We start from the raw sequence: 14,867 nt of genomic DNA on the forward strand, positions 1-14,867 counted from the left end.
CAGTGACCCACGATGATTACGAACACAATGAAGAAGATCTTTGGCACCCGCAATGACCGGGAGCTGAAGCGCATGGGCAAGGTGGTGCGCCAGATCAACGGCCTGGCCGAGGCCATCAAAGCGCTGGACGATACCGCCCTCGCGGCCAAGACTGACGAGTTCCGCCAACGCCTGGAGGCCGGCGAGACCGTGGACAAGATCCTGCCCGAGGCCTTCGCCGTTGCCCGCGAAGCCAGTGAACGCACCCTGGGTATGCGCCACTTCGATGTCCAGTTGATCGGCGGCATGGCCCTGCACGAAGGCAAGATTGCCGAGATGCGCACCGGGGAGGGCAAGACTCTGGTGGCGACCCTGCCGGCCTACCTCAATGCGCTGGCCGGCAACAGCGTGCACCTGATTACAGTGAACGACTATCTGGCCGGTCGCGACGCTCACTGGATGTCGCCCCTGTACAGCTTTCTCGGCGTCTCGGTCGGGGTGGTGAAGTCCGGTCAGACCCAGGAGCAGAAGCGCGAGGCCTACAGCGCGGACATCATCTACGGCACCAACAACGAATTCGGCTTCGACTACCTGCGCGACAACATGGCCTTCCGGCTGGAAGACAAGATGCAGGGCGAGCTGGCCTTCGGCATTGTCGACGAGGTGGACTCGATCCTGATCGACGAGGCGCGCACGCCGCTGGTGATCTCCGGTGCCTCCGAGGACAGTTCGGCGCTGTACCAGAAGATCAACAAGCTGATTCCCTCCCTGCGCCGCGACAGCGAGGAAGAGCCCGGGCACTATGCCGTCGACGAGAAACAGCGCCAGATCGAACTGACCGAGGCCGGGCACGAGCAGGTCGAGGAGTTGCTGACCCGGGAGGGGCTGCTGGAGGAGGGCGAGAGTCTTTACGCCGCCACCAACCTGAATCTGCTGCATCACGTCTACTCCGGGCTGCGTGCCCACGTCCTGTTTCACCGCGACGTGGAGTACATCGTCCAGGATAACCAGGTGGTGCTGATCGACGAGCACACCGGCCGCACCATGGCCGGGCGGCGCCTGTCCGAGGGCCTGCACCAGGCCATCGAGGCCAAGGAGGGCGTGCGCATCCAGAGCGAGAGCCAGACCCTGGCCTCCACCACTTTCCAGAACTATTTCCGCATCTACAAGAAGCTGTCAGGCATGACCGGCACCGCCGACACCGAGGCCTTCGAGTTCCGCCAGATCTATGGTCTGGATGTGTTGGTCATCCCCGCCAACAAGCCGCCGCAGCGCGTCGATCTCAACGACCTGGTGTATCTGACCCGGGAGGAGAAGTTCGAAGCCATCCTCGCCGACGTCAAGGACTGCATGGAGAAGGGCGCTCCGGTGCTGGTGGGTACCGCCTCGGTGGAGACCTCCGAGGAGCTGTCGCAGCGCTTCCGCAAGGCGAACATCCAGCACAAGGTATTGAACGCCAAGTATCACGAGCAGGAAGCGGAAATCATCGCCCAGGCCGGCCGCCCGGGGGTGGTCACCATCGCCACCAACATGGCGGGCCGCGGCACCGACATCGTTCTCGGCGGTAACCTGGACGCCGAACTGGAGTCCATGGGAGACCTCAGCGCCGAGCAGCGGGAGGAGTTGACCGCCGCCTGGCGCAAGCGCCACGAGGAGGTGCTGGAAGCCGGCGGCCTGCATATCCTCGGCACCGAGCGCCACGAGTCCCGCCGTATCGACAACCAGCTGCGGGGCCGCGCCGGCCGCCAGGGGGATCCGGGCGTGTCCCGCTTCTACCTGTCGCTGGAAGACAGCCTGATGCGCATTTTTGCCTCCGACCGGGTCAAGGGCTTCATGCAGTCGCTGGGCATGGAGAAGGGCGAGGCGATTGAGCACCGCATGGTGACCAACGCCATCGAAAAGGCCCAGCGCAAGGTCGAGGGCCGCAACTTCGATATCCGCAAGCAGCTGCTGGAATACGATGACGTTGCCAACGACCAGCGCCAGATCATCTACAACCAGCGCAACGAATTGCTGAGCGAGGCGGAAATCGCCGACACCATTACCGCAATCCGCGAGGATGTGGTGAACGACGCCATCTCCAGCTACATTCCGCCGATGAGCGTGGAAGAGCAGTGGGATGTGCCCGGTCTGGAGCGGCAACTGGAGGCCGAGTTTGACATCACGCTGCCCCTGCAGGCGTGGCTGGACGCGGACGACAACCTGCACGAAGAGGCCCTGCGGGAGAAGATCATCGCCGAGATCCAGGCCGCCTACGACGCCAAGTGCGCGGATGTGGGCCCGCCCATGCGCAAGATCGAGAAGCAGATCATGCTGCAGGTGCTGGACACCCTGTGGAAAGATCACCTGGCGACCATGGACCACCTGCGCCAGGGCATCCACCTGCGCGCCTATGCCCAGAAGAACCCCAAGCAGGAGTACAAGCGCGAGTCCTTCGCCCTGTTCGAGCAACTGTTGCAGAACCTCAAGTACGAGGTGGTCAAGTTCCTGAGCCATGTGCAGATCCAGAACCAGGACGAGTCGGCGCTGATCGAGGCCCGGCGCCGGGAGGCGGCGGAGCGGGAGAAGCTGGCCTTCCAGCACGCGGCGGCTTCCGCGATGGCGGAAGAGGCGCTGGCCGAGGGCGCCGCCCCGCGCCAGCCCGAGCCGCCCCAGACCTTCACCCGGGGGCAGCCCAAGGTCGGGCGCAACGAGCCCTGCCCCTGTGGCAGCGGCAAGAAATACAAGCAGTGTCACGGGCGGATTGAGTAACAATGGCGGTAGGGGAACCGACCCTGGGGGAGCTGCTGCCGGTGCCCGGCCTGCGGCTGGCAACGGTGTCCGCGGGGATCAAGAAGCAGGGACGCAAGGATCTGGTGCTGCTGGAACTGGCACCCGGCAGCCACTGCGTCGGCGTCTTTACCCGCAACGCTTTCTGTGCGGCGCCGGTAACGGTGGCCAAGGCCAACCTGCAGGCGGTAACCAACCGCCCCGCCTACCTGCTGATCAACACCGGCAACGCCAATGCCGGTACCGGTGAGCGAGGCCTGGCCGATGCGCGCCGCTGTGCCACGGCCCTGGCGGAGATGGCCGGCGTCGAGGCGGAAGCGGTACTGCCTTTCTCGACCGGCGTGATCGGTGAGCCGCTGCCGGTGCAGAAGATTGTCGAGGCTCTGCCCAACGCCTTGCGGGATCTGCGCAGCGACGGCTGGCTGGACGCCGCCCAGGGCATCATGACCACCGACACCCGGCCCAAGGCCCACTCCCTGCGCTTCCAGTGCGAGGGCCGTGACTATGTGCTGACTGGCATCGCCAAGGGCGCCGGCATGATCCGCCCCAATATGGCGACCATGCTGGCCTACCTGGCGACCGACGCCGCGGTCAGTGCGCCGCTGCTGCAGGTGTTGCTCAACGAGGCAGCGGAACTGTCCTTCAACCGCATTACCATCGACGGCGACACCTCCACCAACGATGCCTGCATGCTGGTGGCCACCGGCGCTGCCGGCAATCCGCTACCTGACTCGGCCGACGCACCGCTCTGCCGTGCACTGAAAGAAGCGCTACAAACCCTGTGTGTGGAACTGGCCCAGGGCCTGGTGCGCGACGGCGAGGGCGCCAGCAAGTTTGTCACCGTGCAGGTCAACGGCGGTCGCAGCGAGCAGGAGAGCCTGGACGTGGCCTTCACCATCGCCCACTCGCCGCTGGTGAAAACCGCGCTGTTTGCCTCCGACCCCAACTGGGGCCGGTTGCTGGCGGCGATCGGCCGCGCCGGGCTGGAAGCGCTGGACGTGAGCCTGGTCGGCGTTTACCTGAACGGAGTGCTGATTGCCGAGCACGGCTGCCGCGCCGCCAGCTACAGCGAGGACCAGGGTGTTGTGGCGATGGCGCCGGAGGAGATCGTCATCCGCATCGAATTGCAGCGCGGCAGCGCCAACGCCACCGTCTGGACCACCGATTTTTCCTACGATTACGTGCGCATCAACGCCGAGTACCGTAGCTGAATGGTGGCGGTGCACGTAGCAGTGGGCGTGGTGGTCGACGAGCAGCAGAACATCCTGATCAGCCAGCGCGCGTTCGACGCCCACCAGGGCGGCCTGTGGGAATTCCCCGGCGGCAAGGTGGAAGCCGGTGAGCCTGTCACCCGGGCATTGGCGCGGGAGCTACGCGAGGAGCTGGGTATCGGTTTCAGCGAGTCCCGGCCCCTGCTGATCGTGCCCTTTGACTACGGCGACAAGGCGGTGCTGCTGGATGTGCACCTGGTCACCGGGCTCCGCGGCAAGGCCCGCGGGCTGGAGGGGCAGCCGCTGGCCTGGGTGAGTGCCGAGGACCTGGCGCGCTATGAATTTCCCGCCGCCAATGTGCCAATCGTGGAGGCCCTGCAAGCCGCGCTTGATACCACCCGCCCCCTGCTGTAGGAGCGCGGTCCCCGCGCGATAGCTTGATCGCCCGCAGAGCGGGCTCCCACATTCCAGATGACAGCCCCGTAGGAGCGCGGTCCCCGCGCGATAGCTTGATCGCCCGCAGAGCGGGCTCCCACATTCCCGATGACAGCCCCGTAGGAGCGCGGTCCCCGCGCGATAGCTTGATCGCCCGCAGAGCGGGCTCCCACATTCCAGATGACAGCCCCGTAGGAGCGCGGTCCCCGCGCGATCGCTTGATCGCCCGCAGAGCGGGCTCCCACGGCTACAGCCGCTGTTCTTCCGCCCGGTGCAGGAACTCCTTGTGCAACTCGGCCACGATGTCATCCAGTGCCTCGAGTGGGCCGCTGTTGTCCACCACGATATCCGCCAATGCCAACCGCTCCTCGCGCGGCAACTGCGCCGCCATGATGCGCCGCACCTGGGCTTCGTCGTTGGCGTCGCGGTCCATGGTGCGGGCGAGTTGCACTTCTTCGGGCACATCCACCACCACCACCAGTTCCGCCAGCTCGCGCTGGCTGGAGGATTCCAGCAGCAGCGGTGAGCTGAGGATGGCGTAGGGCGAACGCGATGCGGCCAGTTGCGCGCGGATCTCCTCGCCGATCAGCGGGTGCGTGAGCTGTTCCAGCCATTCTCGCTGCGCCGGGTCGGCAAAAACGATGCGGCGCAGGGCGGCCCGGTCCAGGCTGCCGTCGGCCTGCAGGATGTCGGCGCCAAAGTGTTCGGCGATGGCCTGCAGGGCGGGACGCCCCGGTTCCACCACCACCCGCGCCGCGAGGTCCGCATCCACCACGGTAATCCCCAGGCTCGCAAAGCGGTCGGTGACGGCGCTTTTGCCGCTGCCGATGCCGCCGGTGATACCTATTGTCATGCTCATGCTATCAGCCTCATGGCTGCAGGCCCGCTGTGCCCAGCCAGGCGGCGAGGATCTGCTCCCCCCACACCAGGCCCAGCCAGCCCGCCGCTGCCAGGTAGGGGCCGAAGGGAATCGGGACTTCGCGGCCGCGGCGCTTGATCAGCATAAGCGCAATGCCCACCACCGCCCCCACCAGGGATGACAGCAGGATGATCAGGGGCAGTACCTGCCAGCCCAGCCAGGCGCCGAGAGCGGCGAGCAGCTTGAAGTCGCCATAGCCCATGCCCTCCTTGCCCGTGAGCAGTTTGAACAGCCAGTACACGCTCCACAGAATACCGTAGCCAGCGATGGCCCCCAGCACCGCATCTGCCAGCGGCACGAAGGTGCCGCTGATGTTGAGCGCGAGCCCCAGCCAGAGCAAGGGCAGGGTGATGTCGTCGGGCAGTAGCTGGGTGTCGTAGTCGATCAGGGTCAGGGCGATCAGCGCCCAGGTCAGCAGCACCGCGCCCAGCAGTTGCAGGCTGGCGCCGTAGTGCAGGCCCAGCCACAAGGTAAGCAGGCCGGTCAGCAGTTCCACCACCGGGTAACGGGGGGAGATACGCACCCTGCAGTTGGCGCATTTGCCGCCCAGGGTCAGGTAGCTGAATACCGGAATGTTCTGCCAGGGCCTGATCGACGCCTTGCAGGCCGGGCAGTGGGAGTTGGGGGCAGCGAGGCTCAGGGAGGGTTCATCGGCTGGCGCCGGCTGCTCCAGCAACTCGCAGCAGTCCCGGCGCCACTGGGCCTGCATCATCAGCGGCAGCCGGTAGATCACCACGTTGAGGAAACTGCCGACCACCAGCCCCAATACCAGCAAGCAGGTAGCCAGCCACCAGGGGTGCTGGGTAAATACGTCTAGCAAACTGGCTCCCCCGCCGATAGCGGCCTCAGATGACCGAGCCGAGCATGAAGATCGGCAGGTACATGGCGATCATCAGGCCGCCCACGAGCACGCCCAGCACCGACATGATGATCGGCTCCATCAGCGAGCTCAGGCTGTCCACGGCGTTGTCCACCGCTTCCTCGTAGTGCTGGGCAACCTTGTCCAGCATGTCGTCCAGGGCGCCGGATTCCTCGCCGATGGATACCATCTGCAGCAGCATGTTGGGGAACAAGCCGGTGGCCTTGATCGCCTGGTACAGGGTGGTACCGGTGGTGACGTCGTCGCGAATCTGGATGACCGCCCTGGCGTAGACCGAGTTACCGGCGGCGCCGGCGGTGGAGTTAAGTGCATCCACCAGCGGCACCCCGGCGGCGAAGGTGGTGGCCAGGGTGCGCGAAAACCGCGCCACCACCGCGTCGTGGACAATGCCGCCGACCACGGGCACGCGCAAGGCCAGACGGTCGATGAACTCGGAGAACTTCACTGAGCGGTGCTTGAACTCCTTCAACGCATAGAATGCAGCGGACAGCCCGATAAGGATGATAAACCACCACTCCTGCATGAAGTTGGACAGACCCACCACCAGCAGGGTGAAGGCCGGCAGGTCCGAACCGAAGCCGCGGAAGGTCTCCGCAAACTGGGGCACCACCTTGATCAGCAGGATGGCGGTGACCACGAGGGCGACAATTACTACCGCGATGGGGTAGGTCATGGCCTTCTTGATCTTGGCCTTGAGCTGCTCGGTCTTTTCCTTGTAGGTGGCGACCCGGCTGAGCATCACCTCCAGGGTACCGGAGGATTCCCCCGAGGCCACCAGGCTGCAGAACAGATCGTCAAACTGGCGCGGGTACTTGGCCAGGGAGGGCGCCAGGCCCGAGCCGGAGGCGACGTCGTTCTTGATGCTGACCACCAGCTCGCGCATCTTCGGCTTGTCCAGACCTTCCGCGACGATGTCGAAGCTCTGTACCAGCGGTACCCCCGCCTTCATCATGGTCGCGAGCTGGCGGGTGAAGATGGCGATATCCGCGGGCTTGATCGGCTTGCCGCCACCAAACAGCGGCTTCGCTTTCTTCTTGACGGTCTTGGGCTTGATGCCCTGGGTGCGAAGCTGGGCCTTGGCCATGGCCGAGCTCTGGGCGGAGATCTCCCCCTGGGAGTTGCGGCCATTGCGGTCCACACCGCTCCAGACAAATATGTTCTTCGCTGCACTTGTTGCCATAGTCGTACCCGTTTAACGCTGCTGCGTTGCTGACATTCTAGTCCGTTGTGACCCGGTTGATCTCTTCCAGCGTGGTCATTCCGTTGGCGACCTTGATCAGCGCCGACTGGTGCAGATCCCGGAAGCCTTCCTCGCGCGCCTGCTTGTGGATGTCCATGGCATTGCCGTGAGCCAGGATCATCTGGGCGATGCTGGGAGTGATGCGCACCACCTCGTAAATGCCCACCCGGCCCTTGTAGCCGTCCGTACAGTTGTCGCAGCCCACCGCCTTGCGGATATTGGCGGTGGCCAATTGTTCCTCGGTGAACCCGTGCTCCAGCAGCACATCTTTGGGGATGTCGTCCGCCGGGACATTGCATTCCTTGCACAGGCGCCGGGCCAGGCGCTGGGCGATAATCAGGTTGACCGAGGTCGCCAGGTTGAAGGAGGGCACGCCCATGTTCAGCAGGCGGGTGACCGTTTCCGCGGCACTGTTGGTGTGCAGGGTAGAGAGCACGAGGTGGCCGGTCTGGGCCGCCTTGATCGCGATTTCCGCTGTTTCCAGGTCCCGGATCTCCCCCACCATGATCACGTCCGGGTCCTGGCGCAGGAAAGAGCGCAGGGCCTCGGCAAAGTTAAGCCCCACCTTGGCATTCACATGGACCTGGTTGACACCTTCCATGTTGATTTCCACCGGGTCTTCCGCGGTGGAAATATTGCGCTCGGGCTGGTTGAGCAGGTTGATGCCGGTGTACAGCGACACGGTTTTACCGGAGCCGGTGGGGCCGGTCACCAGGATCATGCCCTGTGGCTTGCTCAGGGCATGGAGATACATTTCCTTCTGGTCTTCCTCATAGCCCAGCGCATCGATGCCCATCTGCGCGCTGCTGGGGTCGAGGATACGCAGCACCACTTTCTCCCCGAACAGGGTCGGCAGGGTGTTAACCCGGAAGTCGATGGCCCGGTTCCGGGACAGCTTCATCTGGATGCGCCCGTCCTGGGGTACGCGGCGCTCGGAAATATCCATCTGCGACATGATCTTCAGGCGCGCAGCCATCCGCGCGGAGAGATTCTTCGGCGGCTTCACCACCTCCCGCAGGATGCCATCGGTGCGGAAGCGGACCCGGTAGCTTTTCTCGTAGGGCTCGAAGTGGATGTCCGAGGCGCCCTGCTTGATGGCGTCGATCAGCACCTTGTTGATGAAGCGCACGATCGGCGTTTCATCCACGCTGTCGGTGTTTTCCTCCTTGCTGAGGTCCTCGCCGCCGGAGATGTCGATGTTCTCGAAGTCTTCAGTCTCAAGGTCACCCAGGCCCTCGGAGAGGTTGTCCTGGGACTCCACCCACTGGGCGATGATCTTGCTCAGGGCGCGCTCTTCCACCAGTACCGCGTCGGTATTGATGCCGGTATGAAACTTGATTTCATCCAAGGCCGCGAGATTGGTGGGGTCGGAAACGGCAATGAACAGACGGTTGCCGCGGCGGAACAGCGGCAGGGCGTGGTGTTTGGAGACCAGGTTGACGTCCACCAGGCCATCGGGCAGGGTGGTGAGATTGAAGGCGGTAATGTCGAGCAGAGGTACGCCAAATTCCATGGAGGCCACTTCGGCGATGCGCTGGCTGTCCAGGTCGAGCTTGTCCACCAGGTATTTCACCAGGGGCACGCGCTCATAGGCCGCTTCGCGCTGGGCCTCCTTGGCGCGCTCCGCGCTGAGCAGACCTTCCACCACGAGACGCCCGGCAAGGCCGCTTAGCTGCCCGATAGCTCTTTCATTCATTCGGTGTGCATCCCTGACGATCGCATTATTGTCTGCACGTGTTAGCGAATTGGCCTTAGTATAACCACAGTCACTTAATGCTAATACCCTGTATGTGCCGTAAAAGTATGATTTTATGCGGATTTCTGGTGGAGCCTGTGATGGGCGGTACGGGTCACGGTGGTGCCTGTTGCGTTCGCTTTGCGGCTAATACCTGACAAAAAGTGTCACAATTTGCCGGGGTACGCCCCGCATGGGTCATGCTGGGACAAGAGTGAAATCCGGGGCGCACTCTATGTGGTGTAGGTAACATATTGAAAAATATGGGGTATGTTAGGCGGTTGGTGTGCCCGGTGCGATGTTGGCACAAAACATGCTGTAATATCCCCGCAAGATGCTGCCCAAGGCAGCGAAGCAATCAGACAACCCCTCTGGGGCAAGGAGCAGGGAACATGAAGATGCAAAAAGTTCAAAAGGGTTTTACCCTGATCGAACTGATGATCGTGATCGCGATCGTCGGGATTCTGGCTGCGATCGCGCTGCCGGCGTATCAGGATTACACGGTGCGGGCGAAGATGTCTGAGCCGATGGCGAAGTTGGCTGAGAGCAAAGCTACGATTGCAGAGTACTTTGTCGCCAATGGGAAACTGCCAGCCGATCTGACGCTGGCCAAAGTCGGATTGGCGGGAGACAATTCTACTATCGGTACAGAGATAATTGAGCTTATGACTCTGGATATCAGCAGTGGGGACGCAGTCGTGAGTATTTTTGTCAAGCAGTCAGTGCTTCCTGGTGCGACTGAGGACTTAGCTTTCCAACTGTCTGGTGCTTCCCGGGCCAATGGCACTATTATTTGGAAATGCCAACCAGGCGCGGGTGCGGGTGCTGCTCCCACTGATACAGATGCGATGGAAGCTAAGTGGCTTCCAGCTAACTGCCGCGGCTAAGATTGGTTTCAATGAAAAGCCCGGCCATGCCGGGCTTTTTTTATTTTTGGCAGTGTAACCTTGCGCTTTTGATTTTGGCTGTCTGCCCGTGAATGTTCGCTGGTTCCGCTACGCCGCTCTGCTCGGCGCCTTCCTGATATTTGTGCTCTACCTCCCCGGCCTCTCCGGCCCCTGGCTGTTCGACGATCACCCCAACCTGCTGCAAAATTATCAGCTTGACCTTGATTCCGTAGTCGCGGACGAATGGCGTACTGCTGCGCTCAGCTCCAATTCGGGCCCACTGCGACGGCCGCTGGCCATGTTCAGCTTTGCGGCCCAGACCGCCGTCGGGGATGGTCTCGACCCCGCAGCCCTGAAAGCGGGCAATCTCGTTCTGCATCTGCTCTGCGCCCTGGTGCTGGGAGGGCTGGCATGGTCGGTGCTCGCGGTGGTGGAGCCCGAGTTGTCGGCATCGCGGCGGCGCCTGCTGGCCCTGCTGGCGGCGGGGCTGTGGTCACTGCAGCCCTTGCATGTATCCACGGTGCTGTACCCGGTGCAGCGCATGGCCCAGGTCGCGGCCCTGTTTCTGCTGGCAGGTTTGTGGCTCTACGTGCATTATCGACAGCGCTGGGCGCTGCGGGGCGCAACGCCGGCGGAACTGGGCGCGGCTGCCATCTGGCTGGCGTTGCTCACGGGCCTGGCGGCGCTGGGCAAGGAGAACGGCCTGCTGCTGCCCTGGCTGCTGGTGGCGGTGGAGGTCAGCCTTTTCCGGGGGAGCTGGGGCGGGCGTGAATCCGTCCTCTTGCAGCGTCTTGGCTGGGTTCTGCTGTTGCTGCCGCTGCTGCTTGGCCTGTTGCTGTTGCTGCAAGCACCGGAATGGTTGCTGGGCGGCTACGCCAGTCGTGAGTTCACACTGGTAGAGCGCCTGCTGACTCAGGGTCGTTTGCTCTGGCAATACCTCTACCTGCTGGTGATCCCTGATATCGGCGCGATGGGGCTGCACCACGATGACCTCCAGGTATCCCGTGGCCTTTCCGAACCCTGGACCACGGCGTTGGCGCTGGCGGCGTGGCTGTCCCTGGTGGTCGCGGCCTTCTGGTTGCGGCAGCGCCTCCCGCTGCTTCTGTTGGCAGTGCTGGTCTACCTGGTCGGGCACAGCATGGAGTCGGGGCCCTGGCCTCTGGAAATGGTGTTCGAACATCGCAATTATCTGCCCAGCGCCGGGTTCGCGATTTTCGCGGCACGGGCGCTGGGGCATGGCCTTTCCCGCTTCGGCAAGCTGCCTGCGGTGGCTGTGCCGCTGATGTGCTGTCTGGTGTACGCGGCGTTTCTGTTCGTGCGCACCAGCACCTGGTCGGATGAGCTGCGCCTGGCGCAGGTCAACAGCCTCAACCATCCCGGGTCGGTGCGAGCCCAACACGCTGTAGCCAACGTCCTGATGGAGCGATTCCTCGCGCCGCAGGAATACGGCCTCAATCGGGAACAGCGGCTGGTCTACCTGGCGGAAGCGCGCTATCGCTACGAGGCGAATTATCAGAGCAACCCCACTGACCTGGGGGCTTTGATCATGCTTTACCAGATCGACGCGGGCTATTATGCCAAACAGGTTGATGCCTCGCACTGGTTGCCACTGGCCCGGGAGGCGGCGCAGTCAAAGGTGTTGCAGGTCTCAGATTATGTCGCCCTGCAATCCCTTATGCGCTGCCTTGGTGAGGGTCGCTGCCACGCCGTGGAGGGTGATGCCGAACTACTCATCGAGGACCTCAAGCAGCGCTATCCGGGTTCTGCGCGCATCGCCCGGCTGCACTATGAGTATCTGCTCGCGATTGATGCACCCCGGGAAGAGCGCGTAGCGGTGCTGAAGCAGGTTCTTGAACTGTCACCAACCGCCAGCGGCTTGCGTTATCGCCTGATTGAGGAGCTTGGTGCGGAAAACCGATATGGACCAATCTTTGAGCAGGCGCGAACAGTGCTGGCCCACGATCCCCGGTTTCTCCAGCTCAGCACACTGCGTGGAATGTTTCCCCATACCGGCGTCGAGGCTCCTTGATGCAGCGGTTCTACAGTTCCTGGATGTTCGCTCTCCCTTTGCTCGCAGTATTGTTGGCGGTTACGGCGTGGCTGTATTGGCCGGGCACCAGTGGCCCACCGCTGCTGGATGATGTGTCCAGCGTGCTGGTGATCGACGATCTGCAGAGCCAGCCCGAGCGTTTCTGGGATGTTGTGTTTGGCGATGGCTCCGGGCCGCTGGGGCGACCTGTGAGCATGCTCAGTTTCGCCCTGGAAAAGCTGTGGCTGGGGGACAGCCTGCAGATAAGTAAGCGCGTCAATCTGGCGCTGCATCTGTTCAATGGCGTGCTGGTGGTCTCGATATTCTCATTGTTGCTGGCGCGCATTGCCGGGCCCGCGGCGCCGGTGCTCGCCACCCTGTTGGCGGGCGCCTGGCTGCTGGCGCCCCTGCAGGTGAGTTCCGTGCTGTATGTAGTGCAGCGCATGGCCATGCTCAGCACGACCTTCATACTGTGCGCTTTGCTGGCGTGGGTATTGTGGCGCCAGCGCCTGGCTGCGGGTCAGATGGCCTGGCACTGGCTGCTACTGGTGCTGCTGGCGGCGCTGGCCGCGATCTTTGCCAAGGAAAATGCCGTGGTAATCGTCCCGGTGCTGCTGCTGGTGGAAGCATTGTGGTTTCAGTGCCGGGATGCACAGGGGCTGCTTATGCCACGCTGGCAACGGGCAGTTTTCGGTGCCATTGCCGCCGGTGCAGCGGGATTGTTGGCAGTCGCCGCGCTGCGCTGGGAGTCGCTTGCCGGCGCCTTCCGCCATCGCCCGTTCAGTCTGGAAGAGCGGCTGCTAACGCAGCTGCGAGTGCTGTGGGACTATGTGGGCCAGCTGTTGTGGCCGGACCTGCAGCGGCTTGGCGTGTACCACGACGACTTCGGCATTTCCCGCAGTTTGACCGATCCACTAACGACGCTGTGGGCGGCGGTAGCCTGGGGAGCAGTGGTCGTCTTCGCTGCGCTGGCATTACGCTGGCGGCAGGGACGATGGGCCGCGCTGTGCATTGCCTGGTTTGTGGTGGCGCATGCGGTTGAAAGCACTGTGTTGCCGCTGGAACTGTACTTCGAACACCGCAATTATTTCCCGTCCCTGGGGCTATGGCTCTTGCTGGGGCTGTTGCTGGTGGCGTGCATGCGTATCGGGCCACCGATGGTCGCGCCGGTTTTAACCCTGCTCGGAGTCTACGTGTTCTGGCTCGCTCTGCAGACTTCGCCCCTGGTACAGATCTGGTCAAGTCGGCCACTGCTGGCAATGCACCATATTAATGGTCATCCTGACTCTGCGCGGGCGAATACGGACATGGCTGTGCTAATGGCGGGCGCAGGGGCGATGACGGAAGCGCGGCATTATTCGCAGCGGGCTTTTGCCAGCGGCGGCGGCGAGCGGGACGCTGACCGGGCGCTGCGTGATCTCGCGCTCGCCTGCATTGCCGGAGCCACCATTGACCCGTCGGAAATCGAGCGCATTGGTACTGCGGACCCGCAGCGCCCGGTGAGCTCGGTTACGACCCTGCTGACCCTGGTTCGATTACTGCAGGATGGTGCTTGCCCTGGATTTCCGCGGGAACGCTTCGCCGACCGCATGGCCATTTTGTTTCTGGTGGAGGACTTCGAACACAAGGCGGCTGCCAACGTCTATTCCAGCCTGGCGGTGCTTGAAAACGCGCTGGGCCGCTTTGACTACGCCCTGCGTTATACCGAGCAATTTTTGGCACTCTCCCCCAACAACACCCGCGGCCAACTGATGCAGCTGCATTTCGCCACTGCCTTGGGTAAAGTGGAGGTCGTGGAGCAAATGATTGCAGCCCTGCAGGCCAAGCAGGCTGCAGGGGAACTGAATGTTGGCGAGCAGCAGACGCTGGCGCTGTACACGGAGCAACCGTAGTTGAAATTTTCCATTGTCATACCGGCGAAGAACGAGGAGCAGGGGCTGGCGCAGTTTCTGCCGCGACTGCGAGAGCTGTACCCGCAGGTGCCGATCATCGTGGTCGACGACGGTTCCACCGATGGTACCTGCGCAGTGTGCGAGGAGGTGGGAGTGCAGGTACTCCGCCAGCCCTACTCAAAAGGCAACGGTGCCGCGATCAAGGCCGGCGCCCTGGCGGCGAAGGGCGAGTATATCGTCTTCATGGACGGCGACGGCCAGCACAATCCCGAGGATATCGAGCTGCTGTTGGCGAAACTGGACGAGGGCTATGACCTGGTGGTCGGGTCGCGCTCGGGGCGGTCGTCCCAGGCCAGCATCGCCCGCTGGAGCGCCAACGCGTTCTATAACCGGCTCGCCAGCTGGATGGTGAATCGGCGCATTGATGATCTCACTTCCGGCTTTCGGGCGGTGAATCGGCGTAAATTCCTCGGTTTCCTGTACCTGCTGCCCAATGGCTTTAGCTACCCCACCACCTCGACCATGGCCTTTTTCCGCGCTGGCTACTCGGTCGGATTTGTCCCGATTGAAGTCAGCCAGCGCCTCGGCAACAGCCACATCAACGTGCTGCGAGACGGGGTGCGATTCTTCCTGATCATCTTCAAGATCGGGACTCTGTACTCACCTCTCAAAGTGTATTTTCCGGTATCGGTGCTGATGGCGGGGCTCGGGGTGCTCAACTATCTGGGAGGGACGCTGAGCAGCGGTTCCTGGCGTTTCACCAACATGAGTACCTTGCTGGTGCTGGCGGGCATGGTCGTGTTCCTGATCGGTCTGCTGTCAGAACAGCTCACCAACCTGCAGTACAAAGACGTGGATCATGAGGAGCAGGGCGGCGATTGACGGTCCAGG

At 63.0% G+C, this 14,867-nt stretch carries 11 protein-coding genes; 7 read left to right on the top strand and 4 right to left on the bottom strand.

Annotation, left to right across the window (positions count from 1 at the left end; translation table 11 throughout):
• The first annotated feature begins 12 nt into the window (after nucleotides 1-12).
• The 3 genes from secA to mutT are packed head-to-tail and all read left to right on the top strand — an operon-like array spanning nucleotide 13 to nucleotide 4,373.
• Complete coding sequence (gene secA / locus Q6D67_RS06790; protein WP_304704829.1) at nucleotides 13-2,730, top strand: preprotein translocase subunit SecA; 2,718 nt, start codon at nucleotides 13-15, stop codon at nucleotides 2,728-2,730.
• Nucleotides 2,731-2,732: 2 nt separating this feature from the next.
• Complete coding sequence (gene argJ / locus Q6D67_RS06795) at nucleotides 2,733-3,959, top strand: bifunctional glutamate N-acetyltransferase/amino-acid acetyltransferase ArgJ (RefSeq protein WP_304704830.1); 1,227 nt, start codon at nucleotides 2,733-2,735, stop codon at nucleotides 3,957-3,959.
• Nucleotides 3,960-4,373 (top strand): 8-oxo-dGTP diphosphatase MutT, encoded by a 414-nt coding sequence (gene mutT / locus Q6D67_RS06800; RefSeq protein ID WP_304704831.1) that lies wholly within the window; start codon nucleotides 3,960-3,962, stop codon nucleotides 4,371-4,373.
• A 268-nt stretch (nucleotides 4,374-4,641) separates the two neighbouring features.
• On the opposite strand, the gene coaE is transcribed toward mutT, so the two are convergent.
• Genes coaE through pilB form a run of 4 tightly spaced genes read right to left on the bottom strand, consistent with a single transcriptional unit; the run spans nucleotide 4,642 to nucleotide 9,129 of the window.
• Nucleotides 4,642-5,253 carry a dephospho-CoA kinase gene (coaE, locus tag Q6D67_RS06805; protein ID WP_304704832.1) on the bottom strand — a complete coding sequence of 204 codons (612 nt, stop codon included), beginning with the start codon at nucleotides 5,251-5,253 and terminating at the stop codon, nucleotides 4,642-4,644.
• 10 nt (nucleotides 5,254-5,263) lie between these two features.
• Nucleotides 5,264-6,133, bottom strand: coding sequence for an A24 family peptidase (locus Q6D67_RS06810; protein ID WP_304704833.1), 870 nt, complete (start codon nucleotides 6,131-6,133; stop codon nucleotides 5,264-5,266).
• A 25-nt stretch (nucleotides 6,134-6,158) separates the two neighbouring features.
• Complete coding sequence (locus tag Q6D67_RS06815) at nucleotides 6,159-7,373, bottom strand: type II secretion system F family protein (protein ID WP_304704834.1); 1,215 nt, start codon at nucleotides 7,371-7,373, stop codon at nucleotides 6,159-6,161.
• A gap of 37 nt (nucleotides 7,374-7,410) precedes the next feature.
• Complete coding sequence (gene pilB, locus Q6D67_RS06820; protein WP_304704835.1) at nucleotides 7,411-9,129, bottom strand: type IV-A pilus assembly ATPase PilB; 1,719 nt, start codon at nucleotides 9,127-9,129, stop codon at nucleotides 7,411-7,413.
• 437 nt (nucleotides 9,130-9,566) lie between these two features.
• Here pilB and Q6D67_RS06825 point away from each other — a divergent pair, with 437 nt between their 5' ends.
• The 4 genes from Q6D67_RS06825 (at nucleotide 9,567) to Q6D67_RS06840 (ending at nucleotide 14,858) form a co-directional block, all read left to right on the top strand.
• Nucleotides 9,567-10,055 carry a prepilin-type N-terminal cleavage/methylation domain-containing protein gene (locus Q6D67_RS06825; protein ID WP_304704937.1) on the top strand — a complete coding sequence of 163 codons (489 nt, stop codon included), beginning with the start codon at nucleotides 9,567-9,569 and terminating at the stop codon, nucleotides 10,053-10,055.
• Between the two features lie 88 nt (nucleotides 10,056-10,143).
• Nucleotides 10,144-12,084: a hypothetical protein gene (locus Q6D67_RS06830; protein WP_304704836.1), complete on the top strand. Its 1,941-nt coding sequence runs from the start codon at nucleotides 10,144-10,146 to the stop codon at nucleotides 12,082-12,084.
• Nucleotides 12,084-13,976 (top strand): hypothetical protein, encoded by a 1,893-nt coding sequence (locus Q6D67_RS06835; protein WP_304704837.1) that lies wholly within the window; start codon nucleotides 12,084-12,086, stop codon nucleotides 13,974-13,976. Before Q6D67_RS06830 ends, Q6D67_RS06835 begins: the two co-directional genes overlap by 1 nt.
• A complete protein-coding gene (locus Q6D67_RS06840; RefSeq protein ID WP_304704838.1) occupies nucleotides 13,977-14,858 on the top strand; it encodes a glycosyltransferase family 2 protein in 882 nt (293 codons plus the stop codon).
• The last annotated feature ends 9 nt before the right edge of the window (nucleotides 14,859-14,867 follow it).

This window comes from Haliea sp. E1-2-M8 (assembly GCF_030649675.1).
GTDB lineage: Bacteria > Pseudomonadota > Gammaproteobacteria > Pseudomonadales > Halieaceae > Haliea.